This window comes from Arthrobacter sp. UYCu512 (genome assembly GCF_040547075.1).
GTDB lineage: Bacteria > Actinomycetota > Actinomycetes > Actinomycetales > Micrococcaceae > Arthrobacter.
The window spans coordinates 42849-65808 of the sequence record NZ_JBEPPA010000017.1 but is presented as its reverse complement, the minus strand read 5'-3'; the positions used below and the strand labels follow the sequence as shown (position 1 = coordinate 65808).

General features: G+C 62.6%; 20 protein-coding genes and 1 pseudogene. 12 read left to right on the top strand and 9 right to left on the bottom strand.

The window, feature by feature from the left end:
* Window positions 1-485: 485 nt before the first annotated feature.
* The 11 genes and pseudogenes from ABIB49_RS16360 to ABIB49_RS19310 form a co-directional block, all read left to right on the top strand.
* Window positions 486-1655, top strand: a complete 1170-nt coding sequence (locus tag ABIB49_RS16360; protein WP_226776291.1) for an ROK family transcriptional regulator — start codon at window positions 486-488, stop codon at window positions 1653-1655.
* A 71-nt stretch (window positions 1656-1726) separates the two neighbouring features.
* Window positions 1727-3247: an ABC transporter substrate-binding protein gene (locus tag ABIB49_RS16355; protein WP_226776267.1), complete on the top strand. Its 1521-nt coding sequence runs from the start codon at window positions 1727-1729 to the stop codon at window positions 3245-3247.
* Between the two features lie 68 nt (window positions 3248-3315).
* Window positions 3316-4257 (top strand): ABC transporter permease, encoded by a 942-nt coding sequence (locus ABIB49_RS16350; protein WP_283480952.1) that lies wholly within the window; start codon window positions 3316-3318, stop codon window positions 4255-4257.
* Window positions 4254-6038 (top strand): dipeptide/oligopeptide/nickel ABC transporter permease/ATP-binding protein, encoded by a 1785-nt coding sequence (locus tag ABIB49_RS16345; protein WP_226776269.1) that lies wholly within the window; start codon window positions 4254-4256, stop codon window positions 6036-6038. The genes ABIB49_RS16350 and ABIB49_RS16345 overlap by 4 nt, the downstream gene beginning before the upstream one ends.
* A complete protein-coding gene (locus ABIB49_RS16340; RefSeq protein ID WP_354157361.1) occupies window positions 6035-6910 on the top strand; it encodes an ATP-binding cassette domain-containing protein in 876 nt (291 codons plus the stop codon). Before ABIB49_RS16345 ends, ABIB49_RS16340 begins: the two co-directional genes overlap by 4 nt.
* A 13-nt stretch (window positions 6911-6923) precedes the next feature.
* A complete protein-coding gene (locus tag ABIB49_RS16335; protein ID WP_354157360.1) occupies window positions 6924-7805 on the top strand; it encodes a sugar phosphate isomerase/epimerase family protein in 882 nt (293 codons plus the stop codon).
* A gap of 7 nt (window positions 7806-7812) precedes the next feature.
* Window positions 7813-8871, top strand: coding sequence for a Gfo/Idh/MocA family protein (locus ABIB49_RS16330; protein WP_354157359.1), 1059 nt, complete (start codon window positions 7813-7815; stop codon window positions 8869-8871).
* Window positions 8868-9782 (top strand): ROK family protein, encoded by a 915-nt coding sequence (locus tag ABIB49_RS16325; RefSeq protein ID WP_283480948.1) that lies wholly within the window; start codon window positions 8868-8870, stop codon window positions 9780-9782. Before ABIB49_RS16330 ends, ABIB49_RS16325 begins: the two co-directional genes overlap by 4 nt.
* Window positions 9783-9819: 37 nt before the next feature.
* Window positions 9820-10710, top strand: a complete 891-nt coding sequence (locus tag ABIB49_RS16320; RefSeq protein ID WP_226776274.1) for a sugar phosphate isomerase/epimerase family protein — start codon at window positions 9820-9822, stop codon at window positions 10708-10710.
* Between the two features lie 8 nt (window positions 10711-10718).
* Window positions 10719-11765, top strand: coding sequence for a Gfo/Idh/MocA family protein (locus tag ABIB49_RS16315; protein WP_226776275.1), 1047 nt, complete (start codon window positions 10719-10721; stop codon window positions 11763-11765).
* A gap of 123 nt (window positions 11766-11888) precedes the next feature.
* Window positions 11889-12304: pseudogene (locus ABIB49_RS19310) on the top strand (IS3 family transposase); the annotation flags it as partial.
* A 907-nt stretch (window positions 12305-13211) separates the two neighbouring features.
* Here the strand turns inward: ABIB49_RS19310 and ABIB49_RS16305 are convergent.
* The 4 genes from ABIB49_RS16305 to ABIB49_RS16290 all read right to left on the bottom strand — a co-directional run bounded on the left by ABIB49_RS16305 (window position 13212) and on the right by ABIB49_RS16290 (window position 16259).
* Window positions 13212-13979, bottom strand: a complete 768-nt coding sequence (locus tag ABIB49_RS16305; protein WP_226776277.1) for an SCO1664 family protein — start codon at window positions 13977-13979, stop codon at window positions 13212-13214.
* On the bottom strand, window positions 13979-14533 hold the full coding sequence (locus tag ABIB49_RS16300; protein ID WP_226776278.1) for a DUF3090 domain-containing protein: 555 nt from the start codon (window positions 14531-14533) through the stop codon (window positions 13979-13981). Before ABIB49_RS16300 ends, ABIB49_RS16305 begins: the two co-directional genes overlap by 1 nt.
* 24 nt (window positions 14534-14557) lie before the next feature.
* The gene (locus tag ABIB49_RS16295; RefSeq protein WP_226776279.1) at window positions 14558-15250 is read right to left on the bottom strand and encodes an MSMEG_4193 family putative phosphomutase; all 693 of its coding nucleotides are present in this window, start codon (window positions 15248-15250) and stop codon (window positions 14558-14560) included.
* A gap of 454 nt (window positions 15251-15704) precedes the next feature.
* Window positions 15705-16259: a hypothetical protein gene (locus ABIB49_RS16290; protein ID WP_226776280.1), complete on the bottom strand. Its 555-nt coding sequence runs from the start codon at window positions 16257-16259 to the stop codon at window positions 15705-15707.
* Between the two features lie 755 nt (window positions 16260-17014).
* On the opposite strand from ABIB49_RS16290, the gene ABIB49_RS16285 reads away from it, so the two are divergent.
* A complete protein-coding gene (locus tag ABIB49_RS16285) occupies window positions 17015-18079 on the top strand; it encodes a sodium:calcium antiporter (RefSeq protein ID WP_226776282.1) in 1065 nt (354 codons plus the stop codon).
* Between the two features lie 112 nt (window positions 18080-18191).
* Here ABIB49_RS16285 and ABIB49_RS16280 read toward each other — a convergent pair whose 3' ends face one another.
* The 5 genes from ABIB49_RS16280 to ABIB49_RS16260 form a co-directional block, all read right to left on the bottom strand.
* Window positions 18192-18692 (bottom strand): SRPBCC family protein, encoded by a 501-nt coding sequence (locus ABIB49_RS16280; protein WP_226776283.1) that lies wholly within the window; start codon window positions 18690-18692, stop codon window positions 18192-18194.
* 106 nt (window positions 18693-18798) lie between these two features.
* A complete protein-coding gene (locus ABIB49_RS16275; protein ID WP_226776292.1) occupies window positions 18799-19542 on the bottom strand; it encodes an ABC transporter permease in 744 nt (247 codons plus the stop codon).
* Between the two features lie 8 nt (window positions 19543-19550).
* Window positions 19551-20357: an ABC transporter ATP-binding protein gene (locus ABIB49_RS16270; protein ID WP_283480944.1), complete on the bottom strand. Its 807-nt coding sequence runs from the start codon at window positions 20355-20357 to the stop codon at window positions 19551-19553.
* A gap of 219 nt (window positions 20358-20576) precedes the next feature.
* Window positions 20577-20918 (bottom strand): YnfA family protein, encoded by a 342-nt coding sequence (locus ABIB49_RS16265; protein WP_253032947.1) that lies wholly within the window; start codon window positions 20916-20918, stop codon window positions 20577-20579.
* 184 nt (window positions 20919-21102) lie between these two features.
* Window positions 21103-22815, bottom strand: a complete 1713-nt coding sequence (locus ABIB49_RS16260) for a putative bifunctional diguanylate cyclase/phosphodiesterase (RefSeq protein WP_283480943.1) — start codon at window positions 22813-22815, stop codon at window positions 21103-21105.
* Between the last annotated feature and the right edge of the window lie 145 nt (window positions 22816-22960).

Sequence of the window (22960 nt, the reverse complement as noted above, 5' to 3'; positions counted from 1 at the left end):
ATGAAGACCTCCGTTTGTGGAACTGGACTCTAGACAAGCCCCACTCCACCCGGAGGTCTTCTTTTTGTCACCTATCCACGCCGCCTGTCACCAACCTCCGTGGCTAATACAGCTAGCCAGTCCCCGAAGTGGCCGTTGAGGTCCGCCCGTGAGTTGAGGTCCAGCTCCGATACGAAGCGCTGCCCGCAGTTTTGAGTCAGGGGACCGGAATGAGTAAGGGCGCGCAGCGATCGCGATTCCGCGCGACCTCCTCCGACCTACACATGTGACAGTAAATGAAGGATATGTGCGGCGGATGCGCTAGTCGCACCCCTCTGAAGGACCCTTTAACCGGTTATGGCTTCGTCGGCCGAACGAACCAATTGGGGTTCGGCCGGGATACCTGATTGTAATCTGCTGGCGCTACCCCGCCTGTGATAATTTTCGGGAAACCCTTGTCAGGAGTTAGTTTGTTAGCTTTACTTACTTCCATGACATCCATTGGTATGCGTGACGACTCCCTCCAGGGGCGGCCGACGACCTCGGGTGGCTTTCCTCTTGGGCGAACTCTTCGCCCCCGGTCGAAGGTGCTCCCCGAGCATGCGCGCGGTCACAACCGCGCCCTCGTGCTGCAGACCCTGTACGGCCTTGGAAGTCAGAGCCGCGCGGATGTCGCTCGCGTCACGGGTCTTACCCGCGTGACCGTGTCGGATCTCGTGGCGGAACTCATCGACGAAGGGCTTGTTATCGAGCTCGGTCAGAGAACGGGTGTTCGGCCGGGCAAGCCTGCTACTCTGCTCGACATCAACCGCGGGGGCTTCCAGATCGTCGGAATCGACCTGAGCGATAATCGGGTGTTCCGTGGAGCGATGCTCGACCTCGACGGAAAGATTCTCAGCCGCGCGGAGATCGCTCTTGAGAACAGCACTGGCGCGGAAGCCACGGCCAAAGCCGTCGCCCTCGCGGAGCTGCTCATCACGCAGGCCACGGCCACCGTTATCGGTATTGGTGTCGGGTCGCCGGGCATCGTGGACCTCGAAGGAGTGGTCTTGAGTGCTCCCAACCTCGGCTGGGAGAACGAACGATTGCGCGCCAAACTTTCGGCGAGCTGCGGCCTTCCGGTCGTCGTGTCGAACGACGCGAACGTGGCTGTTTTCGCCGAGCACAGCTTCGGAGAAGCTAAGAGCGACATCATGCTGATCAGAATTGGCCACGGCCTGGGCTCGGGGATTCTCCTCGGCGGGAGGCTGCTCTTCGGCAGTCGCTTCGCCGCCGGCGAGATCGGCCACGTGGTCTTTGGCTCCGGCGGCGACGAGTGCGTCTGCGGTAAGCGGGGCTGCTTGGAGACATGGTTGGCGGTGCCGCGCATCGAGGCTCGGCTGGCGACAGCGAGCACCGAAGCTGAAAGGGCAGGCTTTCTCTGGGAGGCTGGCGAGCGTCTCGGCGCGGCTCTCGCGCCCGTTGTGGGGGCGCTCAATCTCGCGGAGGTCGTACTCAGCGGCCCCCGCCACCTCCTTGAGGGTCCGCTTTTCAACGCGACACTGGAGACCCTGCATAGACGCACGATGTCCGATTTCGACAGCAGCCTTACCGTTCGTATGACCACCCTCGGAGAAGACATTGTCATGCGCGGCGCAGCCGTGCTGGTGCTCTCCCGGGAGCTTGGAGTCTCGTGAGCATGACGCCCAGTCGATCGCAAGTACCAGCTTCACCAAGCGTGGCAGTGCCACGGGAGAAGGGAACACAAATGAGAAAAACGTATGGGGTGATTGCGGCAATTGCCGCGACCGCGCTTGCTCTTACCGGCTGCGGTGCAAGCCAGCCGACGTCGGGGACCAGCACCGACACACTCACTATGAGCAATAGTGGTGACATCACGAGTTGGGACCCGAGTGCCATGAAGGAGGGTTCGATCATCCAGTATGCGGAGGCTATGTATGACCCGCTGCTCAAAAAGTCGGCCGACGGGAGCATCGAGGGCAACCTCGCTACGAAGTGGTCGTACAACAGCGACCTGACGGAGCTCACGCTTACCCTGCGTGACGGCATCAAATTTGCCGACGGTACCGCGTTCGACGCGGACGCGGTTAAAGCTAACCTAGAGGACCGAAAGAAGGGCGCAGGCAGTGCCTCGGAGACGGCAAAAGCTATCAGCAAAGTCGATACCCTGAGTCCCACAGAGGTGAAAATAGATCTGGCGGCTCCGGCCCCCGGGCTTCTCGCAGCTCTCGCCACCTACGCCGGTTTTATGGCGAGCCCGAAGGCCATTGCTGCCGGGACGATCGGCAAGACTCCTGTTGGCAGCGGGCCCTACACCCTCGACACAAAGACCGTCGCGGGCACCAGCTATGTGTTCAATAAGAAGCCGGAATACTGGGATAAAGACTCGTACCCATTCAGCACTGTGGTCATCAAGCCGATGCCGGACTTCACCGCCGCGTACAACGCGCTCTCCACAGGTCAGACAGAGTTCATGTACGCGACAGCGGACATGGCCGACCAGGCGAAGGCGGCCGGACTGACCGTTCAGACTGTGCCGGGCGAATGGCAGGGAATCATCCTGCAGGACCGTGCGGGCACACTAGTGCCCGCACTCAAGGATGAGCGTGTGCGCCAGGCAATCAACATCGCGCTCGACAGGAAGGCGATCCTCGACGGATTCTTCCACGGCTACGGTCAGGTCTCGACCCAGACGTTCAACCCGGCCAGTCAAGCCTGGGTGTCGGAATTGAACGACAAGTACCCGTATGACGTTGCCAAGGCGAAGAAGTTGCTCGCCGATGCCGGGTATGCAGACGGCTTCACACTTCCGGTGGTTTACTCGAGCGGTTTCCAGGAACCGCTCATCCCAATCCTTCAGCAGTACCTTGCTGCGGTGGGAATCACGCTGAAGCCGGTGCTCGCCGGGAGCTTCGCAAATGGCGGCCTGAAGGTCTATAACGACTCAGCGGCATATATCTTGTCGTTCTCGACCAACATTCCGGCTTGGACAGATGTGCTTAACAAACTCACGCCCACCTCGCTCTGGAACGGCCTCGGGTACTCGGATCCGACGGTGCAAAAGTACCTGGATGAGATTCCGAAGGCTCAGGGTGATGGGCAAGCGAAGCTTTACCAGGAACTGAACACGTACATCGTGGACAAAGCGTGGTTCGCACCGATCGCTACGCTTCAGAACGTGTACATATCTAGTTCGAAGATCAAAGTGACCATGGAGCAGGCCCAGCTTGTTCCTAGTCTCCGGTTCTTCGCTCCGGCCGGCAAGTAGTACATCACCCGTCGCGGTGGCCGGGGAGACCCGGCCACCCCTTGTCATGATTTTTCGAAGGAGCTGCAATGCTGCTCTTCATCCTCCGGCGCCTCCTCGCGGGCCTCTTGCTTGCTTTCGTCGTCGTCACCGGAATGTTCTTCTTTCTCACCCTTACCGGAACAGATCCCGCACGGGGATCGCTCGGTATGTACGCGACGGTCGCCCAGGTGGAGGCTAAGCGCCACGAACTCGGGCTCGATCGCCCGGTCTTTGGGCAGTACTTCGACTGGCTGGGAAACGCGCTCACAGGCAGCCTTGGCACATCTTCAGCGCAGAACGTTTCGGTGAGTGAACTCATTCTTACCCGCCTGCCCGTTACCGTCTCACTCGCCGTCGGAGCGGTGCTCATCGCTGCCCTACTCGGCATGATGCTGGGCGTCTTTGCCGCTGTACGCCCCGGACGCATAGACAGGGCGTTGCAGATAGTGATGGTCCTCGGGTTCGCCCTTCCCAATTTCTGGGTGGCTTTGATCCTCGCTCAGGTCTTTGCGGTGCAGTTGCGGTGGTTTCCGGCCACAGGATACACACCATTCCTTGATTCGCCGCTCGGTTGGATAGGCAGCATCACCCTGCCGATCGTTGCCCTCTCCATAGGCTCGATTGCCGCGATCGCTCAGCAGATCCGCAATTCTGTCATCTCGGTCTACGAACAGGACTACATCCGTACCCTCCGCAGCCGCGGACTGCCGTCGCGCAACATTCTGCTCACCCACGTGCTGCGCAACGCTTCGCCTCCCGCGCTCACGATGCTCTCGCTGCAGTTCATCGCTGCGCTGAGCGGCGCGGCGATCGTCGAGCGCGTGTTCGGGCTCCAGGGTATAGGCGCAGTCGCAATTACGGCATCAGGGAGCGGCGACATCCAGGTCATCATGGGCCTGCTCTTGTTCACCGTGATCGTCGTCGTCGCAGTCAACTTCGTCGTGGATGTGCTCTACGGCGCCCTCAACCCGAAGGTGCGGATCGCATGAGCCAAGTTACCCTCGTTCCGGCTGCGGCCGGACAGACCTTCCGCAGGACGAAGAGATTCTTGCGCAATCCGCTCGGTGTCGCGGCGGCGATGATCCTACTCATTATCGTGTTGGTGAGCGTGCTCGCGCCCTGGATCTCACCGCGCGACCCGAACCTCATCTCACTCGGAGAAACGCTGCTCGGCCCCAGCCCCGCGCATCCGCTCGGCACCGACGCCAGCGGACGTGACGTGCTCAGCCGCCTGTTCTGGGGCGGCCAGGTGAGTCTCCAAGCTGGCCTCATCATGACCGTGACGACCATCGTTTGCGGCGTACCGACTGGATTGCTCGCCGGTTATTTCTCGAAATGGTTCGACGGCGTGGCCAGCTGGGCCTCCAACCTGCTGATGTCGCTTCCGCAGATCCTCATTCTCTTGATGATTGTCACCTCGCTAGGCACCGGGCTCTGGCCTACAATGATCGCGCTCGGCATCCTTTGTTCCCCCGACCTGTTCCGGGTCACTCGGAGCGTTGTGATCGGCGTGCGCGGTGAGCTGTTCATCGATGCAGCGAAAGTCTCCGGGCTCGGTAACGCCAGGATTATCTTCCGGCACGTGCTATCCGTCGTGCTCGGTCCGGTGCTCATTCGCTCTTCCTTCATCTTCGGGCTCGCCATCATCGTTCAGTCCGGCCTGGAGTTCCTCGGCATCGGCGGCTCAGACCGACCGAGCTGGGGCGGCATGCTCAGCTCCGCGTTCACTACGATCTTCCGTGCGCCGCAGCTCATCTACCCGCCGGGAATCGCAATCGGGTTTACGGTGATGTCCCTCGTCATCCTCGGTGGCGCGTTTGCCGATACCCTGGGTTCGCAGCGGCCGATGAGGGCCGCTCGCCCGAAGGCCGGCGATCGGCCGGTCCCGGAGCCCGCGGTCGCGGTGAACACCCGGCGTGACTCAGCGCCGATTACACCGGTCGATGCGCTGCTTAGAGTGGAAAACCTGCGGATCGCCTACCCCCGGCATGACGCGTCGGACTCCGTGGTCGTCAAGGGTATCTCTTTGTATGTGAACAAGGGCGAGGTGGTGGGGCTCGTCGGCGAGTCCGGCTCGGGCAAGTCGCAAACGTCGTTCGGAGTGCTTGGCCTATTGCCGCCGGAGTCTCTGGTGAGCGCGGACCTGATCTCCCTCAACGGCCAGAATCTGCTCGGACTGCCGGAGAGCGAGTTGCAGAGGGTGCGCGGCACTCGAATGGCTTACGTGCCCCAGGAACCGATGTCGAACCTGGACCCATCGTTCACCGTGGCGGTACAGCTCGTGAAACCCATGCGCCACAAGCTCGGGATATCTAGGGCAGAGGCAACTGCTCGCGCCCATGCGCTCCTCGAACGGGTCGGCATCCCCGACCCTGCGCGCACTATGGCCTCCTACCCGCACCAACTGAGCGGTGGAATGGCGCAGCGCGTGCTCATCGCCGGCGCGGTATCCTGCGATCCGGAGCTGCTCATCGCGGACGAACCGACGACGGCTCTGGATGTTACGGTGCAAGCCGACGTTCTCAACCTACTGCGTGATCTGCAGCGGGAACGCAACATGGGAATGATCCTTGTCACTCACAACTTTGGTGTCGTTGCCGACATCTGCGATCGCGTCGCGGTGATGCGCGATGGCGTCATCGTAGAGCAACAGGACGCAACTAAACTCTTCGGCGCTCCGAAGCACGAATACACGAAAATGCTGCTGGCTGCGACGCTAGAGGGCGCGGAGCCACGCAAGAGCAGATCTAAAACGGAGGCCGCCAGATGAGCGTCGAGCGCCAGGACCCCGAGTGGGCAGAACACCAGGGCGCCCCGCCGCTGCTTGAAGTGAACGATCTCAACGTCACCTATCGCGGGAGAGGTTTCCGAGGCAGGAGCTTCCACGCCCTGAAAGATGTATCGATCCAGGTCAGGCGGGGCGAAACGATCGGCCTTGTGGGCGAATCAGGGTCGGGCAAGACGACCCTAGGCAGGGCGGTCCTTGGGCTCGTTCCGGTGACCAGCGGTAGCGTCGTGTTCGAGGGCGAGGAAATCTCACACGTAGGTGGTCGCCGGCGTCGGCAATTGAGCCGGGACATACAAGTGGTCTTTCAAGATCCGTACTCCTCGCTCAACCCGGCCATGACTATCGAGTCCATCCTCGCCGAGCCGCTCACCGTGCGCGGCTACAGCGGAACGGATGCCCGGGCGAGGGTGGCCGAGCTTCTCGACCATGTGCACCTGCCGGCTGACGCTGCGCAGCGGTATCCGCGAGAGTTCTCCGGTGGACAACGACAGCGCGTGGCCATCGCTCGAGCACTCGCCCTCGCCCCGAAACTCATCGTCTGTGATGAGCCGGTGAGCGCCCTCGACCTTTCTACCCAGGCGCGCATCCTCGACCTGTTCATCGACATCCAGGAGCAGACCGGGGTCGCTTATCTCTTTATCTCACACGACCTATCTGTGGTCAGGTACATAGCCCATCGGGTGGCGGTGATGCTGAGCGGAGAGATCATCGAGACCGGCGACGGTGACGTCGTCACGACGAACCCCACAGAGCCATACACGCAGAGACTGTTGCTCGCATCGCCGGTGCCGGACCCGGTGGGTCAGGCTAAACGCCGGGACCTCTACATGAGCCTTGGTCAACCACAAAAATGAAAGACAAAAAACTATGCAATTTGGCTTCAGTTCCTTCACCTTCCGCCAATGCATGCGCGACGGGAGGATGTCCCTCCTCGACGTGATGGACTGGATCAGCGCGACCGACGCCACCCACATGGAGATTGCGACGGTGTCCCTTACCGGTCAGATGTCCGACGAATCGACCCTCGACTCCGACCCCGAGCTCATTCAAGGCATTAAGTCGAAGGCCGCAGACACCGGGCTCGTGCTCTCCAACCTTGTGGCGCCGGCCAACTTCCTCACCAACACGGTGGAGGAATACAAACTAAACATGGAGCGCACCAAGCGTCATATTCTCACCGCGGACGAGCTCGGCATACGACTGTTCCGTCACGACGTCGCTACCTGGGCGACGCCCGGGAGGGACATTGTCGAGTTTGCATCACTGCTCCCGAGGGTCGTCGAGGCCTGCCAAGAAATCGCGCAGTTCGGAGCCCAATATGGCATCACTACGAGCGTTGAGAACCATGGATTGTTCATGAACGCGAGCGAGCGCGTGCGGCGTCTGATCTACCTTGTGGACGAACCGAACTTCAGGACCACAGTAGATGTTGGCAACTTCCTTGTCGTGGACGAGGACGCGTCGACCGCTGTCGCGAGGAACGCTCCCTACGCGTCAATCTTCCATCTTAAGGACTTCTACGTCCGACACCAGTATCCGGGGGAGGGCTGGATACACACCGATGGGGGTGCGTACCTGCTCGGCGCCATCGTCGGCTACGGCGACCTTGACATGCGCTCGATAGTGCGAAACATCGTCGCATCGGGCTACGACGGATTTATATCACTCGAATTCGAGGGAATCGAAGACTGCCTCTTGGCGGCCACCACCGGCCTGGCCAATATGCAGCGACTGTTTGCGGAGGTATGAGGGAATTATGAGTCGTATCGGTATCGGCGTGATCGGCGCCGGAAGTATTTCAGCGATGCACCTGCAGTCTTACGCCGCGAACCCCGATGTGGAGCTCGTCGCGATTTACGACCTGAATCTCGCTAGAGCGCAGCACCAGGCCGCGAAATTCGGTGTCGCCAACGCGTACGCGACACTCGAGGAACTGCTCGCAGACTCCGCAGTGCATGCCGTGAGCATCTGCACCTGGAATAACAGCCACGCAGAACTGGCGATCGCGGCCCTAGAAGCCGGCAAGAACGTGTTGGTGGAGAAGCCGCTCTCCAAAACTGTGGCCGAGGCCGAGATGCTGGCGGCCGCCGTCAGCCGAACCGGCAAACTACTGCAGGTGGGATTCGTGCGTCGGTTCTCGTCCAATGCCAAGCTGCTGAGGCAGTTTATCGATGCCGGCGATCTAGGCGAAATATACTACGCGAAGGCCTCCAACATTCGCCGGATTGGCAACCCGGGCGGTTGGTTCGCCGATGGGGAGCGAGCGGGCGGTGGTCCGCTGATCGACATCGGTGTGCACGTGCTCGACCTTTGCTGGTTCATGATGGGTTCGCCTAAGCCCGTGACCGTGAGCGGCAACACTTACCACCGGCTCGGGAACAGGGCCAACATTACGAACCTCGAGCGTTACAAGGTGTCGGACTACGATCCAGACAAGAACGATGTAGAAGACCTCGCGAACGCCCTCATCCGCTTCGAAAATGGAGCATCCCTCTACCTCGAGACGAGTTATTCGCTCCACGCGCTCGAGGACGAGCTGCTAGTCGGCGTGTACGGTGAGAAAGGAGGTGCCGAGCTCGAGCCGAGCCTCAGATTCACTCTCGAGAGCCACGACACCGTGATAAATGTCGTGCCCCAGGTAGACCTGCTGACCTTCAATTTCGACGAAGGTTTCCAGAACGAGATCAACCACTTCGTGAGCCTATGCCGCGGCGAGGCCGAAGAAATCGCGCCCGTCTCCCAAGGAGTTGAGATCATGCGGATGTTGTCTGCCATCTACGAGTCAGCGGCGCTCGGGCGCGAGGTGGCCCTGTGAGGATCGGAATCGATATAGGCGGTACGAAAACCGCAGCAGTCGTGCTGGATGACAGCGGCGAGATCGCAGGCCACCTGCTGTTGCCGACCGGGTACGGCGAAGCAGAGGTGGTGGCCACAGCGCTGGCCGCCGTCAAGGAACTCACCCGAATTAGCGGCCTCGCACCCGCCCAGTTCGAGTCGATCGGCGTAGGCATCCCCGGGGCCGTCGATGCGGCCTCCGGTAGGGTTTCTCACGCCGTGAACCTCGGCCTGCACGGCCTCGAGCTCGGCGGCCGGCTCTCTAGCGTCCTCGGCACACCTGTGCATGTAGAGAACGACGTGAACGCCACGGCGCTAGCCGCGTTCCATCTCGTTGGTACCCCCTCCAGCCAATCGATGGCCTACTTGAACCTGGGCACGGGGCTCGCAGCCGGCCTCATTTTGAACGGCGAACTCTGGCGTGGATCGCGCGGTACAGCGGGTGAGCTGGGGCACATTCCCGTTGACCCTAACGGCCCGCTGTGCACCTGCGGGCAGCATGGCTGCCTCGAAGTGATGGCCTCGGGCTCAGCCGTAGCGCGCCAGTGGCCCACAGACCACCCGCGTCCTGTCCAAGCGCTGTTTGAGGCTGCGGAGGAGGGCAACGAGATGGCCATCTCGTTGAAGGCCAAGTTAGCCGAGAACATCGCCTTGGCCGTTCGCGTCCTGGTTCTTACCGTCGACGTCGACACTGTCGTGATTGGAGGCGGTCTCAGCTCGATGGGAACTCCGCTGCTGCGGTCGGTACAGGCTGTGTTCTCCCGTTGGGCCGATGCCTCTGCATTCGTCGCCTTCCTCAATCTCGAAACCCGCGTTCGATTGCTGCCGGATGACTTCCCGGCCGCCGCGGTCGGGGCCGCGCTTATCGGCTTAGCAGCTCAGGCCGTCTGAGGCCCCGTCTTTTAGTCAACTACCGAAAGTGAACACTATGAAAATCGGTTTCAGCTCCTTCAGCTTCAGCGACAAGATGCTGACAGGCAAGATGTCCATCGTCGACGTTATTGAATGGATAGGCCGAAGCGACGGGGAACACCTTGAGCTCGCTACCGTCTCCTTCTCACCCAAGGGCACTGACACAGTCTGGAGCTTCGGCGACGATCCTGACCTTATCGAGGCGATCAGGTCTTCGGCCGCGACGAACGGCGTCGAACTCTCCGGTATGTGTATCCCGGCGGACTTTATCGGTGAACCCGATGATCGTGCTGCCCAGATAGAACGGGTGAAAGACCATATTCGGCTGAGCGACAGCCTAGGCATCCGCTATTTCCGTCACGACGTGACGCAGTGGGCTCGGAAGATTAGGGATGTCTCAGATTTCGAGGAGAATTTTGCAACCATCGTTGACGCCTCCGCCGAGATCGCACGTTTCGCTGCGAAGTATGGCATCCAAACAAGTGTTGAGAACCACGGCTTCTATATGAACGGCAGCGAACACGTGCGCCGGCTCATAGCCGCCGTAAATGAACCGAACTTCAAGACGACTCTGGACGTCGGTAACTTCCTCTGTGTCGACGAAGATCCGCTCATCGCCACTAAAGCTAACCTGCCCCAAGCATCCTTCGTACACCTCAAGGATTTCTATATCAGGCCGCACGGCTCCTACCCGGGCGAGGGCTGGCTGACGACGACCGGCGGAAGCTATCTGCTCGGGTCTATCGTTGGCTTCGGCGACATGGACACACGGGGCATCCTTTCGACTGTCGTCGCAGGAGGATATGACGGGTACATCTCGATCGAGTTTGAGGGCAACGAGGATTGCCTTTTCGCTTGCGAGACCGGCCTTACCAATGTCAAACGCATCCTAGAAGAGCTGCGCTAGGCCCCATCATGACGATAGGGATTGGAGTAGTGGGTTGCGGCAACGTGAGCGCGAAGTACCTGGCGACCATCGCCGGTGCTCCGGGTGTGGAGCTCGTAGCCTGCACAGATCGTGATGGTGAGCGCGCTAGGTCGGTCGGTACGCAGTTCGGAATCCCGTTAGTTCTTGCATCACTCGAGGAGCTACTCGCGCTTCCAGCGGTCGATATGGTCCTCAACCTCACCGCGCCCATGGCCCACGCAGAGGTCTCGCTGGCCGCTATCGCCTCCGGCAAACACGTGTACAGCGAGAAGCCGCTCGCGACAACGCTCACGGATGGCGTACGAATTATCGAGGCCGCAGGTCGTGCCGGAGTCCGGGTGGGCTGCGCCCCAGACACCTTCCTCGGCGACGGGATCCAAGCGATGGCCAAGCTGATCACCGATGGGGCCATCGGGCAGCCGCTTTCGGCCATCAGCATTCTCGTCACAACCGGACCTGAACACTTCCACCCGTCGCCCGAGTTTCTCTACCACGAGGGAGCCGGCCCGTTGTTCGACATCGGGCCGTACCTCGTGACCGCGCTCACCTTCTTACTTGGACCTGTGCGGGCGGTGACCGCAATGGCAGCGACTCCGGTCGAGACACGCACAGTGAGGGTAGGCAGCCGAGCGGGGGAGACCTTTCCCTCGGCGGTTCCCACCTTCATCTCGTGCGTGCTGGAGTTTGCCAGCGGAGCGGTCGCGACTCTGCTGCAGAGCTGGGATGTCGTAGGCACGACAGCCCCGCGACTTGAGCTCCATGGCACAGCCGGCAGTATCGTCGGGCCGAGTCCGGACAGTTGGTGCGGACCCCTGCGGCTCATGCGCGCGGGCGACGAAGAATTCGTTGAAGTGATGCCCGAGATCCAAATAGGCTCTCGGCTCGGCGTCGGCGTGCTCGAAATGGTTTCTGCGCTTGAGGCTGGTAGCGGCCCTGCAGCATCTGGCGAACGGGGCCTGCACACTCTCAGGGTTCTTCAAGGGATTCTGAGTTCGGCCGCCTCCAGGCAACGGGTGCGTCTCGATGATGAGTGAGTTCCAACGCGGCTTGTTGCACAGCGGGACCGCCTCCTAATTTGCTTAAATCCATGACCTGTCCCAGGGATTGGTTACCCGAAATGGGTTGAGCTATTGGCTCTCGCTGAGAGGATTTCAACCATGCCAAGACCCTATCCACCGGAATTCCGCGCACGGGCAGTCGCCCTGTTCCGGGCCGGCAAACCCATCAGCCGCGTGGCCGCCGGTGCCGGGTTCCTCGCGAAGGTCTTTCGTCGGCTGCTGGGCGTGAGAGCAGTCCCGGTTGCTACAAGTACCGGAAGCGGCCGATGTCACCGACCAGGATGCGCAGGCAGTGGCTGACCGGGCTCATTAGGGAAGTCCATACCGCCAGCCGGGGCACCTACGGGTCCTGACCGGAGCCATACCGAACTGACGCGTGCCTGGACGTGCGCGTCAGCGAGCATCTGGTTGGGGAGCTGATGAGCCTGGCTGGAATCGCCGGCCTTCCCGGGCCGGCCAAGGTCAAACGCTTGTGGGGCGTCGCCACCAGCGATGCAAGTGATATTGTTTCGAAGATCATCTACTACGCCTTGGTGCTTCGTCCTTCAATTCGCGCTCGGGGTTTTTGGTCCGAACCCGGTCGCCACCCTGTTGGCAGCCATCATCGCGCTCTGCCCAAGGTCGTTGTGGCCATCATCATCGTGGTGATCAGTGCGGCGATTGCCGCCGCCGTAAAGACCCTCATCCAGGGATCCCTTGGCGGGCTATCCTACGGCAAAACCCTGGCGGATATCGCCAGCATTGTCATTCTGGGCATTGGCATCATTGCGGCCCTGAACCAGGTGGACATCGCCACCACAGTGACGACGCCGATTCTGATCGCCGTGCTGGCAGCCATCGTGGGGATCCTCGGCGTCGTCGGCGGGCTGATCAAACCGATGTCCGCCCGCTGGGAACAGTACTTGAACAAGGCTGAAGAAGAAGCGCCTAGGATCAAGGCCAACGCCCAGAACGCACCCCCGGCTAGAGACCAGATTACCGAAGCGGCCCAGGACTACCTGCCGACCCAAGACGAATCAGGATCCGGCGCCCACCGGCTGTGATCGGCGGGGCATCCCCACCGCGTCCTGACACTTCGGCATCTGGATGTACGGCCCGGGAGACCCACTAGCCGCTCCCATCGCCACCAGGGCTCGCCGCCGTTGCCCTGGCGGGTTGGGGCGGGCCCGGACACAGCCAGTTCCTGTGCGTCGGCCGTCAAATTCGTTGCCGGCCAACTACGATCACCCATCATGCCCGTGCCGTGCCGGGTCCGCCGTTTCCGGCACGTCGGGATCGGCGGCCCCGGACCGGACGGACATCTCCTGCCCGATGAACTCATAGTGGGCGAGCAAGTCAGCCCTGCGCAGAAGCAATAGCCGCAGCCGGTAGTAAAAGCCGAGGCAAGACCTTGAATAAGTTCTTGCCTCGGCCGTAATTCCCCTAGAACAGCGGCCAGGGCACCGCCGGCATCTCACCGCTCGGAGCCGGAAACCGCCCTGCCAAACGCAACCGTGCGCAACGCGCGGTGAGCGATGCGATTTCTTCGGCGCTGAGCAAGTCCGCCAGGTTTCGGCCCAGCCCACCGCGCAGTCCTTCGCTGACACGATCGATGCCGTCGCGTTCCTCGGCGGTCAAAGCGTCTCCCACCCATCCCCACAGCACCGTGCGCAGCTTGTGGTCACGGTGAAAGGTGAGCCCATGGTCCACGCCGTACCGGTGTCCTTCCGGCATGGCAAGAATGTGGTCACCTTTGCGGTCGGCGTTGTTTACGACCATGTCGAACACCGCCATCCGTCTGAGTGCTGGCGAGTCTTCGTGAACGAGGGCGACCATCCGTCCGCTCTCATCCCGGCCCTCGAGAACGCGTTTCCAGCCCGTCTCCGGCACGTGGTCCGTTGCGACCAGGTCCACGGCGCTTTGGGTGGGGTCTTGCTCCTGCCAGAGCTGCACCATTCCTTCGCCCATCGGACCATCGCGCAGCCAGGTGTGCGGTAGGAGGTCCCAACCGAAGGCCTGCGAGACCAGGTAGGCGGCCACCTCCCGGTGAGCCAGGGTGCCGTGGGGAAAATCCCACAGCGGACTTTCGCCTGCTATCGGCTTATAGACGACCACCACGTCGCCGATGCTGCCCAGAAATGTAGCGTTTGATGCCGTCGTGATGCGGCCGGTGAGCTTAAGCTCGGCGGTTAGCAGGTCCGGCGCTGGCATCAGACCTCGGGAAGGGTGCAGATGTGCCCGTCGGCGTCTATGGGGTAACCGCAAAGCGGGCACATCGGACGCCCGGCGCCCACGATCTCCCGGGTGCGCTTGGCGAATGCGCGGGCGGTGCCGACCGGCATTCGCACCAGCAGCATTTCGGGCTCGTTAGCGCCGTCCTCAACAAGCGATTCGTCGTTGTCATCAGCATCGACATCGGTGATGGGGTAGGCCTCTATTACGACCTGGGCCGTGGTTGGGTCCCAACCCAAGCTTATGGCGCCGGTGCGAAACTGCTCCTGAACTGCATCGAGCTGGTCATTGTCGACAAGTTCAATGGGAGTACTCGAGGGGACGCTGAACGGGTTGCCGTCGACTGTGATGAGCTGGTCGAGAATTTCGTCGATCTTCTCTGCGAGCAGAGCCGACTGCTGCTTCTCCAAGGCAATACTCACAACCTGCCTCCCTGCGCGCACCTGCAGGTAGAAGGTTCGCGCCCCCGGAAGGCCGATGGTGCCAACGACGACCCGATCAGGCCAGGCAAATTCATGAACACGTGTAGGCATGTCAATATTCTAGGCACATGAGGTTCATGGCGCCTTCTGACCGGCGCCGCCGCCCACCGGCGCATCGCCAGAGTGGATGCCGTTCGACAGCCACGACAGATCACCCGCGTCGGTGTTGGTCGCATGGACGCTCGGCCGGCTAGCGCCGTAGCGCACGATCGATACGGAGGCGGGGCCCACGTTAATACGCTGGAACAGGTCAAGGTGCATGCCGAGCGCGTCGGCGAGGATTGACTTGATGATGTCACCGTGACTCACCGCCACCCACACGGCCCCCGGCCCGTACTCGGCTTCGAAGGCTGCATCGTGGCGTCGAATCGCTGCCACCGCCCGGGCCTGCATCGCCGCCATGGATTCACCGCCGGGAAAGACGACGGCGGACGGTTGCGACTGCACAACCGGCCACAAATCCTCGGTCGCGAGATCACTGAGCGTGCGGCCCTGCCACTGGCCGTAATCGCACTCGGTGAGATCGGGATCGACCGGCGCGTACGGCGAGCCAGCCTGACGATCGAGGATGAGCTGGGCGGTCTGCCGACAACGCTCAAGAGGGCTCGACACCACCCCGACAACGGGCACGGCCGCGAGCCGGTCTCCGGTCAGAGCCGCCTGGTCGCGCCCGATCTGGTCCAGGCTGACGCCGACGGCACGACCGGCCAGCAGTCCAGTGGCATTGGCTGTGGTGCGGCCGTGCCGCACGAGAATAACTGTCGCCATCCACCCAGCCTAACCACCCGCTCGACGGCGGTGTGCACCGTCCCGGGTCGCGCGTCACACAGGCAGATAAAAGCACTGGCGGAACCCTCCAGCACGCCGACGCGCTCAAAGCCGCACGGACGGACTCGGCACGCCTCCACCAGCTCATGGCCGACGCAGCAAAACCGGAACAACCGGCACAGGCAGAACCCCCGGCACAGCTGATCGGGTGCGGTCGCGTTGAAGTCCCGGCGGATGTGTGGTCATCGTGGACGGGCGGAGTACCCCGTTCTCCTTCTCCAGCAGCCGGATCCGCTTTTTGGCATCCCTGAGCTCTGCGGCACTGGCACCGATGATCGCCTGACTAGGCAGGCGCGAGGGCGCGGCGCCTGCCCGAAGTACGCGTGAGGTGCTGCGCCGTGGGCCGCAGTTAGTCGGCGGACGGACCCCAGCGCCACCGCCTAACGAGCCGTCCTCAGTCCTCGACTATGGACATAGGCAGGCCGCCGCCATGAACGGAAGGGGCGATGCTGTCCAGCTGCCATCCATCCGCGGCCGCCCGAAACGTAGCGGTCTGCGGCACCGAGTAGCCCGACGGGACGTTGCTCGGCCCATTCGCTGCAGAGGCCTGGTGTTCTTCGGTCAATTCCTTAAAATGGACGCTTGCAGTCGACCCGGTCATCTTCACGGATTCCACCGTGATCTTCGTCGAAAAGTCCGTGTACCAGAAGCCCGTTGACTTGAATGCGGCCTTTGACCGGGCTACCACCGGAAGGTCCCGCGCGCGCTTGGCTAAGTAGGCCGCAGTCGCCTGCCCTTCGGTCAGGCGTGGAGCCGGGGGAGTGTCGAGGACGGTGCCGTTGCGGTCCTCGACAGCAGTCTGGATGATGGCCGTGAGCTCGGAGGACGACGGGCTGGGCACAGCTGCTGGAGGCGATTCGACCGTGAGCGGCCCGGCAGCCGACTGGCACCCGGAAAGGACCAACCCGAGCAGCACCGCTGTGGCGGCCGACGTGCGGCGGTAAGTCATCGTGCTCCTCCTGGTCATCGATGTCCCCTCAGCCTCCCCTGCCGGCCCCACACGGTCAACGGGGGCTCGCCTGTCCCGATCCAGGATCGCACGGGATAACCCTACCCTGCGGTCACTTGCCCTGTCCTTCCCGCCGATGACCGGGCGGGGAAGCCAGAGCCTGGCCGGACATCACCTTCGCCGTCGCCGGAACCCGCGAGGGGAGCCGGGCACTGTTCGGCTCCGGCACCTGCGTGGAGGGCGACATCGCGGCCCACTGGTTCCGGTTCCAGGGCGCCTGCTTCGAAGCACTGCTCCGGACGCCGTCGGTAGCTATCCCGGCGTGCCCGGATCAGGCGGTTCGGACCAGTCCAAGCACTCAACCCTTGCCGAGAACTGCGACGACGACGGTGTCCTGCCACTGCACGCGGATGGGCTTGTCCGGCTTCCGCAATGCACTGCGGTACCTGCCGATGTTTTCCAGGACCCGCGCGGGGCCATAACCCCGCCAGAAGCTCGAAACAGGGCAAACACTGAGGCGCACCTGAGCAAACGCCATCCCCGCCACTCGCAGCCAGGCAACAGGCAGTCCTGCCCACGGCAGTACGCGATTCCGCGGTTCACCCCCGCCGGTACCGGATACTCCCCGTCTCAGGCCCGGGATGGAACAGATTCAGTAGACTGATGTTTTCGTTAGTGCAACGGTTTTGCTATTTTCCCCCGGACCGCGGTGAAGCTGCACCAGCAGCTCAACCGGCCGGAAATGGAGTATGTAAATGGAATCTTTTCCGCTGGCGTTGCTATTGCTGATTTTCGTGGCTGCGGCGGCCGTAATCTGGTCCGCCGGGATCCAACTGTCCCGACAAACCGATGTTCTTGACGTCCGCCTGCATCTCGGATCCGCGCTTGGCGGGCTGATTCTGCTGGCCGTCGCGACGAATCTGCCCGAGCTTGCGATCACCTTCAGTGCGGCTGCGGCGGGGAACATCGGCGTGGCTGTCGGGAACATTCTGGGCGGCATCGCCATCCAGACGGTGGTGCTGGTCGTTCTGGATGTCTTTGGGACTAAGGGCAAAAAACCGCTGAGTTACCAGGCCGCATCACTGACCCTGGTCATCGAGGCAATCACCGTGATCGGCGTACTCGGGGTGGTGATCGCCGGAAGCCAGATGCCTGCGGGCCTTGTCGCGTTTCGCCTCACTCCTGCGGCCGTGCTGATAGCTCTGATCTGGCTGCTCGGCCTTTTCCTCGTACAGCGGTCCCAGAAGTCCCTCCCGTGGCACGGGCAGGGCCACGCCCCCGCTAGCCAGGACAAGCCCCAGGGTCACAGCAAGACAGCTAGGGCCGGCGGAACCAAGGCTTCGGGGACGGGCAAGTCGATGCTGATCTTCCTTGTTGCGGCTGCGGCGACCCTCGGCGCAGGGGTGGTGCTTGAACGCAGTGGGGAAGCCATCGCCGGACACATCGGGCTCTCCGGTGTCCTCTTCGGGGCAACATTCCTTGCGCTCGCGACATCGTTGCCGGAAATCTCCACCGGCCTGGCCTCAGTGAAGCAGGGCGACTACAGACTGGCCTTCAGCGACATTTTCGGCGGCAACGCATTCCTACCCGTCCTGTTCCTCGCCGCCGTCCTCATCTCCGGCAAACCCGTGCTGCCCCAGGCGCACGCCACCGACATCTACCTCACCGCCCTCGGCATCCTTCTGACCCTGGTTTACATGCTGGGACTGATTTTTCGGCCCGCACACAAAATCCTGGGAATGGGTGTTGACTCACTCGTCGTCCTCGTCCTGTACCTCATCGGGGTGGCAGGACTGTTCGCCGTGGCGTCAACGGGTTAGCCACCCTATTCCGGCCCGATCTGCTAGCTTCTCGGGGACTCCGTGGAGGGTGATCGCGGCCAAGATTGGTCGCAGATCTGCGTGGGGAGGTTGGATATGCCGATTGAGCCGGTCATGACTGGGCCTCCTCACTTGCAGCGATGGACTCGGCGATCCGCTTGATCGCGGCGAGCGTTTTCGGGATACCGTCGAGCGCCTGCTGGGTGCGGTCGGTGATCTGGACGTTGGCGCCGTCACCGTACTTCTCCTCGAACATGGCGATCCCGCCGGGCAGGAAGTCCCAAGATTCGCTCAGGGTCGTCCCGGTGTCTGCTGGAGTCAGGGCGAAGCCCCAGCGGACCAAGCTGCCACCCACCACCCAGGCGAACTCGCGACCGCGCTCGGCAGCCACCACCTGCGACCGGGTCTCCCAGGACCGGTGCGGGAGCTCATTACGCCCGGTGAACCAGGCACCGAGCTGGCCGGCATTGACCGCATCGTCCCACCAACACGAGGTACAGACTGGGCTCCACTCGCCGGTGCGGGTGATGTCAGAGACCAAGTCGTAGAGTGTCTCGGCTGATGCCTGGACCGTTACGGACTCCTGGTGATGGCGGATGTTTGTCGGATTCATGGGTCCATCATTACAGAACGGTCACTTCTTCTGCCGTTGTGCCAGTCTTCCAAGGTGACCAGGCCCGGCCGGGCCCCGGGTTGGCCGCCGTTGGGCTGGTGGCCGCTCACGGGTTCCGCCGGCGCAGAGTCAGCGAGGCCAGGACCAACACAGCCAGGACGATCGCTGCCATGATGCCGGTGTCTTGCCACAGTAGTTCCGTGGCATCGCTGTGGCCGGCGATCTCCTTCAGGGCATCCACCGAGAATGTCAGCGGCAGCACGTTAGAGACTGCTTCCAGGAGCCCGTTCATCCGGTCCCGCGCGACGAACAGCCCGCACAGCAGGATCTGCGGTACCACCACAACCGGCATGAACTGCACAGCCTGGAACTCCGTCCGGGCGAAAGCGGAACACAGCAGGCCCAGCGCCACGCCCAGCACCGCGTTGACGACGGCGATCATTACCACGAGCCCCGCGCTGCCTTTGATCTCCAGGCCGAATACCCAGTAGGCGACGCCGGTGGCGACGAACGACTGGAGGGCGGCCATGATGGAGAACGCCAGCCCATAGCCGAACAGCAGGTCGGCTTTGTGGATGGGGGTGGTCAGCAGCCGCTCCAGCGTGCCGGAGGTCCTTTCGCGCAGCATCGTGATCGACGTGACGAGGAACATCACCACGAACGGGAAGATCGCCAGCATCATCAGACCTACCCGGTCGAAGGTCCTCGGCGCACCGGGCGGCACGGTCTCGTTTTCGTAGAGGAAATAGACAGCGGTTAGCAGCAGCGTAGGTACCACAAGCATCAGCGCCACGCTGCGTTGGTCGTGGCGCAGTTGGTCCAGAACGCGCGCCGTTGTGGCGAGCATCATGCGCGGATTCATTCCGTCACTCTCATTCCAGCTGCCGGAAGGCTGTTGGCTCCGGGACGCGGTTTAGTGCCCGGGCCGTTGGGAAGGCCGTCGTCGGCTTCGGCCTTCCTGATGATGTTCAGGAACGCCAACTCCAAGTCCTCGCTTCCGCCCCGGTTGCTGAGCTCATCCGGGGTGAGCGAAGCCAATAGCCGGCCTTGCCGCAGGAGCAGCAGCGATGCACAGTGACTGGCCTCTTCCATAACATGGCTCGAAATCAGCAGGCTGGTGCCGGACGAGGACATGGCGCCGAAGCGTTCCCAGAGGTCCGCGCGGAGGACGGGGTCCAGGCCGACGGTCGGTTCGTCCAGGATGAGCAGCTTCGGGCGCGCCACGAGGGCGCAGGCCAGCGACACGCGGCTGAGTTCGCCCCCGGAAAGGTCTGCAGTCTTGATCCTGGCGTGCCCTTCGAGCCCGACGGCGGCAATCGCCGCGGCGGCGTCGCGCCGGTGTCTGCCGTGCATGGCACCGAAATACCGCACGTTCGCTTCGACGCTGAGGTCTGGGTAAACGCTGGGGGACTGGGTGACGTAGCCAAGCTCATGGCGGAGGGCAGGATCGCCGGCGGGCCTCCCCAACACCGTCACGGAGCCGGAGGTAATGCGTTGGACCCCAACGATCGTGCGCATCAAGGTGGTCTTGCCGCTGCCGGAGGGACCCAGCAACCCGGTGATCCGGCCCGCCGGAATGCTGAATTTCAGCTCCTGGAGAATGACTTTGTGCGCCCTGACGATGGACAGGCCGCTCACCTGCACGGCTGCTGCTGACCGGGACATGGTTTCCTTTGCAGGTGCCTGATTCACCAAGTAATGAATTGAATCTAGACCCACGGAATCGTGCGGTCAACGGGACCAGCAATCTGCCATAACCACATCATCATGCGCTGGTCCTGCGCCTGAAAAGACAAACAAACCCCGTGCCGGGCGCTGCCGCGTCTTCTGATTGGACGGCAACACGCTGTGCCCGCCGGTACCTTCGCCCGCCTGGCCGGAATCCTAGGAAACGGGCCCACGGGGAGCGAACATGATCACCGACACCCCCGCGACACAGATCAGGGACCCGACCACGTCCCAGCGGTCCGGGCGGAACCCATCGAAGACCACGCCCCATACCAGGGACCCGGCGACGAACACGCCACCATACGCGGCCAGGATCCGCCCGAAGTGCGCGTCGGGCTGCAGTGTCGCCACGAACCCGTACAGGCCCAGGGCAATGACTCCGAGACCGGCCCACCACCACTCCCGGCCTTCCCTGACGGCCTGCCACACCATCCAGGCCCCGCCTATCTCGGCAACAGCAGCCAGGATGAACAGCAGCACAGACTTTGCAATGACCATGGTGCCCATCCTGCCGCACGCTTGTGGACATCCCAGCACTGCGATCGACACGTCCGCGTGGCTGAGCGGTTTTCCCGGTGGGATCGCAGTGCCTAGTGATAATCCGACGCGGGCGCCGTCGGGACAAGGGGAGCAGTTGCCGGGTGGTGGATGAGCAGGATATGCGTCCACTGCCTGCGACCGGTTATTCGGCCGGGGCAGGTTCCTCGGGCCTGAGCATCGTGCTGGTTGGGTATGAGGCCCGCCATGCATCGAATGTCGCTGCGGGCATAGGGCAGCAGATGTAGTACCCCTGGACGACGTCGCAGTCGAACGTCCTCAGATGCGTAAGCGTCTCGGCGGTCTCGACGCCCTCGGCCAGGACGGTCAGCCCAAGACTGTGGCCGAGGTCGATGATGCTGCGCGCAATCAGGGCATCGCTTGGCTCCGTTGCCATACTGGTGATGAATGATCTGTCGATCTTGATCTCGGTCACGGGCAAGTCCTTGAGCTGGCCCAGACTGGTATAGCCTGAGCCGAAGTCATCGATGGACAGTCGGACACCCATGGCTGCCAGGGCTTCCAGCAGGCGCTGGGCCCGGGCGGGATCGGCCATCAGTGCGCTTTCGGTGATCTCAAGCTCGAGCAGTTCGGCCGGCACCCCGTGGCGTGCGAGCAGATCGGCAATCTGCCGGGGCAGTCCGTCATCGAGCAGGCTGCGCGCGGACAAATTGACGGACATGGTCAAGGGGACTCCGGAGGCTAGCCAGGCCCTGGTCTGGGCGAGAGCGGCTTCCAGCACGTGGGTGGTCAAGGGGCCGATCAAGCCGGTGTGTTCGGCCAGCGGGATAAAGTCATCCGGGAAGATCAATCCCCTGTCGGGGTGTTCCCACCGGACAAGGGCCTCAGCTCCGAGGATTTCTCCACTGTCGAGGCTTACCTTGGGCTGGTAGTGGAGTACGAGTTGGTCCGCGGTCAGGGCCCGGCGGAGGTCCCCGAGAAGGGCGAGTTTGGCGGGGCTGTGCCCGTCCAGGTCCGGGTCGTAGGCGCAGACGCCGAGATTCCCGGCCTTGGCGACATACATGGCGATGTCCGCCCGCTGCAGCAGCACCGTGGCGTTGATGCCGTGCTGCCCGGAGAGCACCACCCCGACGCTGGCTTCCACATCGAGGGCGACCCCGTCGATCAGGAACGGGGCCTCGAGTGCGTCCCGCAACGCGGTGCCGACATCCTTGGCCGATTCGACGTCGGTGATGTCCGGGAGCAGGACGGCAAACTCGTCACCGCCGAGCCGGGCAATGGTGTGGGTCTCGTGCAACACCGAACGAAGCCTGGTGCCGACCTGTTTCAACAGCTCGTCACCGTAGTGGTGACCGAAGGTGTCGTTGATCTCCTTGAACCGGTCCAGATCGATGAGCAACAGTCCGACTGCCGCGCCGGTGCGCTCAGCCGCAGCGAGCTCCTTGCCGCAACGGTCAAAGAGCAACACGCGGTTCGGCAGACCGGTCAGGGCATCGTGAAGCGAGTCGCGCAACGCCTGACGCCGTTCACGGTCCAGTAGCCGGCGATGGCCCCGCGTGACGAAGGCCATCGCCGCGGCCAGGAGGAGCCCGAGTACAAAGACCCAGGGTGTCAGCCAGCCGGTGAGTTCCTCCATCGCCCGGAGCTTCGCCAGCTGAGAAACTGAATTTTCGCGGTGCCCCTGAGCGGCCGAACGGACGGTCTCTGCAAAGGCGTCGAACTTGGGGTCGACTTCTTCGCCGTCGATTTTGAGGGCGAGTGGTGTGTTGCCAGTATCTACAGCGTCGAACATGCGGGCAATTGAACCGAGATAAGACTCGTGGGAGGCATCGAGCCGAGACTCCGTCTCGCGGTCGCTCTGGTCACCGTTCTCTTCAACGAGGTCCAGTGCTGTCACCAGGTCAGCGGATGCAGCGTCGTACTTTGCCCGTACTTCGGGGCCAGGCTCAAGTCGGTACCGGTTGCGCCCCGGGACTCCGTGCCAAGGAACTCCGGGGGATTGCCGTCGGGGCTGCTGCGCCGCAGTCAATCGCTGGGGGAGG

Coding starts and splice junctions, on each gene's coding strand:
- ABIB49_RS16285 (WP_226776282.1), top strand. CDS start 17,015: ATGGAATCTTTTCCGCTGGCGTTGCTATTGCTGATTTTCGTGGCTGCG.
- ABIB49_RS16270 (WP_283480944.1), bottom strand. CDS start 20,357: ATGTCCCGGTCAGCAGCAGCCGTGCAGGTGAGCGGCCTGTCCATCGTC.
- ABIB49_RS16335 (WP_354157360.1), top strand. CDS start 6,924: ATGCAATTTGGCTTCAGTTCCTTCACCTTCCGCCAATGCATGCGCGAC.
- ABIB49_RS16330 (WP_354157359.1), top strand. CDS start 7,813: ATGAGTCGTATCGGTATCGGCGTGATCGGCGCCGGAAGTATTTCAGCG.
- ABIB49_RS16340 (WP_354157361.1), top strand. CDS start 6,035: ATGAGCGTCGAGCGCCAGGACCCCGAGTGGGCAGAACACCAGGGCGCC.
- ABIB49_RS16275 (WP_226776292.1), bottom strand. CDS start 19,542: ATGATGCTCGCCACAACGGCGCGCGTTCTGGACCAACTGCGCCACGAC.
- ABIB49_RS16265 (WP_253032947.1), bottom strand. CDS start 20,918: ATGGTCATTGCAAAGTCTGTGCTGCTGTTCATCCTGGCTGCTGTTGCC.
- ABIB49_RS16315 (WP_226776275.1), top strand. CDS start 10,719: ATGACGATAGGGATTGGAGTAGTGGGTTGCGGCAACGTGAGCGCGAAG.
- ABIB49_RS16290 (WP_226776280.1), bottom strand. CDS start 16,259: ATGACTTACCGCCGCACGTCGGCCGCCACAGCGGTGCTGCTCGGGTTG.
- ABIB49_RS16345 (WP_226776269.1), top strand. CDS start 4,254: ATGAGCCAAGTTACCCTCGTTCCGGCTGCGGCCGGACAGACCTTCCGC.
- ABIB49_RS16300 (WP_226776278.1), bottom strand. CDS start 14,533: ATGCCTACACGTGTTCATGAATTTGCCTGGCCTGATCGGGTCGTCGTT.
- ABIB49_RS16355 (WP_226776267.1), top strand. CDS start 1,727: ATGAGAAAAACGTATGGGGTGATTGCGGCAATTGCCGCGACCGCGCTT.
- ABIB49_RS16295 (WP_226776279.1), bottom strand. CDS start 15,250: ATGGCGACAGTTATTCTCGTGCGGCACGGCCGCACCACAGCCAATGCC.
- ABIB49_RS16360 (WP_226776291.1), top strand. CDS start 486: ATGCGTGACGACTCCCTCCAGGGGCGGCCGACGACCTCGGGTGGCTTT.
- ABIB49_RS16305 (WP_226776277.1), bottom strand. CDS start 13,979: ATGCCAGCGCCGGACCTGCTAACCGCCGAGCTTAAGCTCACCGGCCGC.
- ABIB49_RS16280 (WP_226776283.1), bottom strand. CDS start 18,692: ATGAATCCGACAAACATCCGCCATCACCAGGAGTCCGTAACGGTCCAG.
- ABIB49_RS16320 (WP_226776274.1), top strand. CDS start 9,820: ATGAAAATCGGTTTCAGCTCCTTCAGCTTCAGCGACAAGATGCTGACA.
- ABIB49_RS16350 (WP_283480952.1), top strand. CDS start 3,316: ATGCTGCTCTTCATCCTCCGGCGCCTCCTCGCGGGCCTCTTGCTTGCT.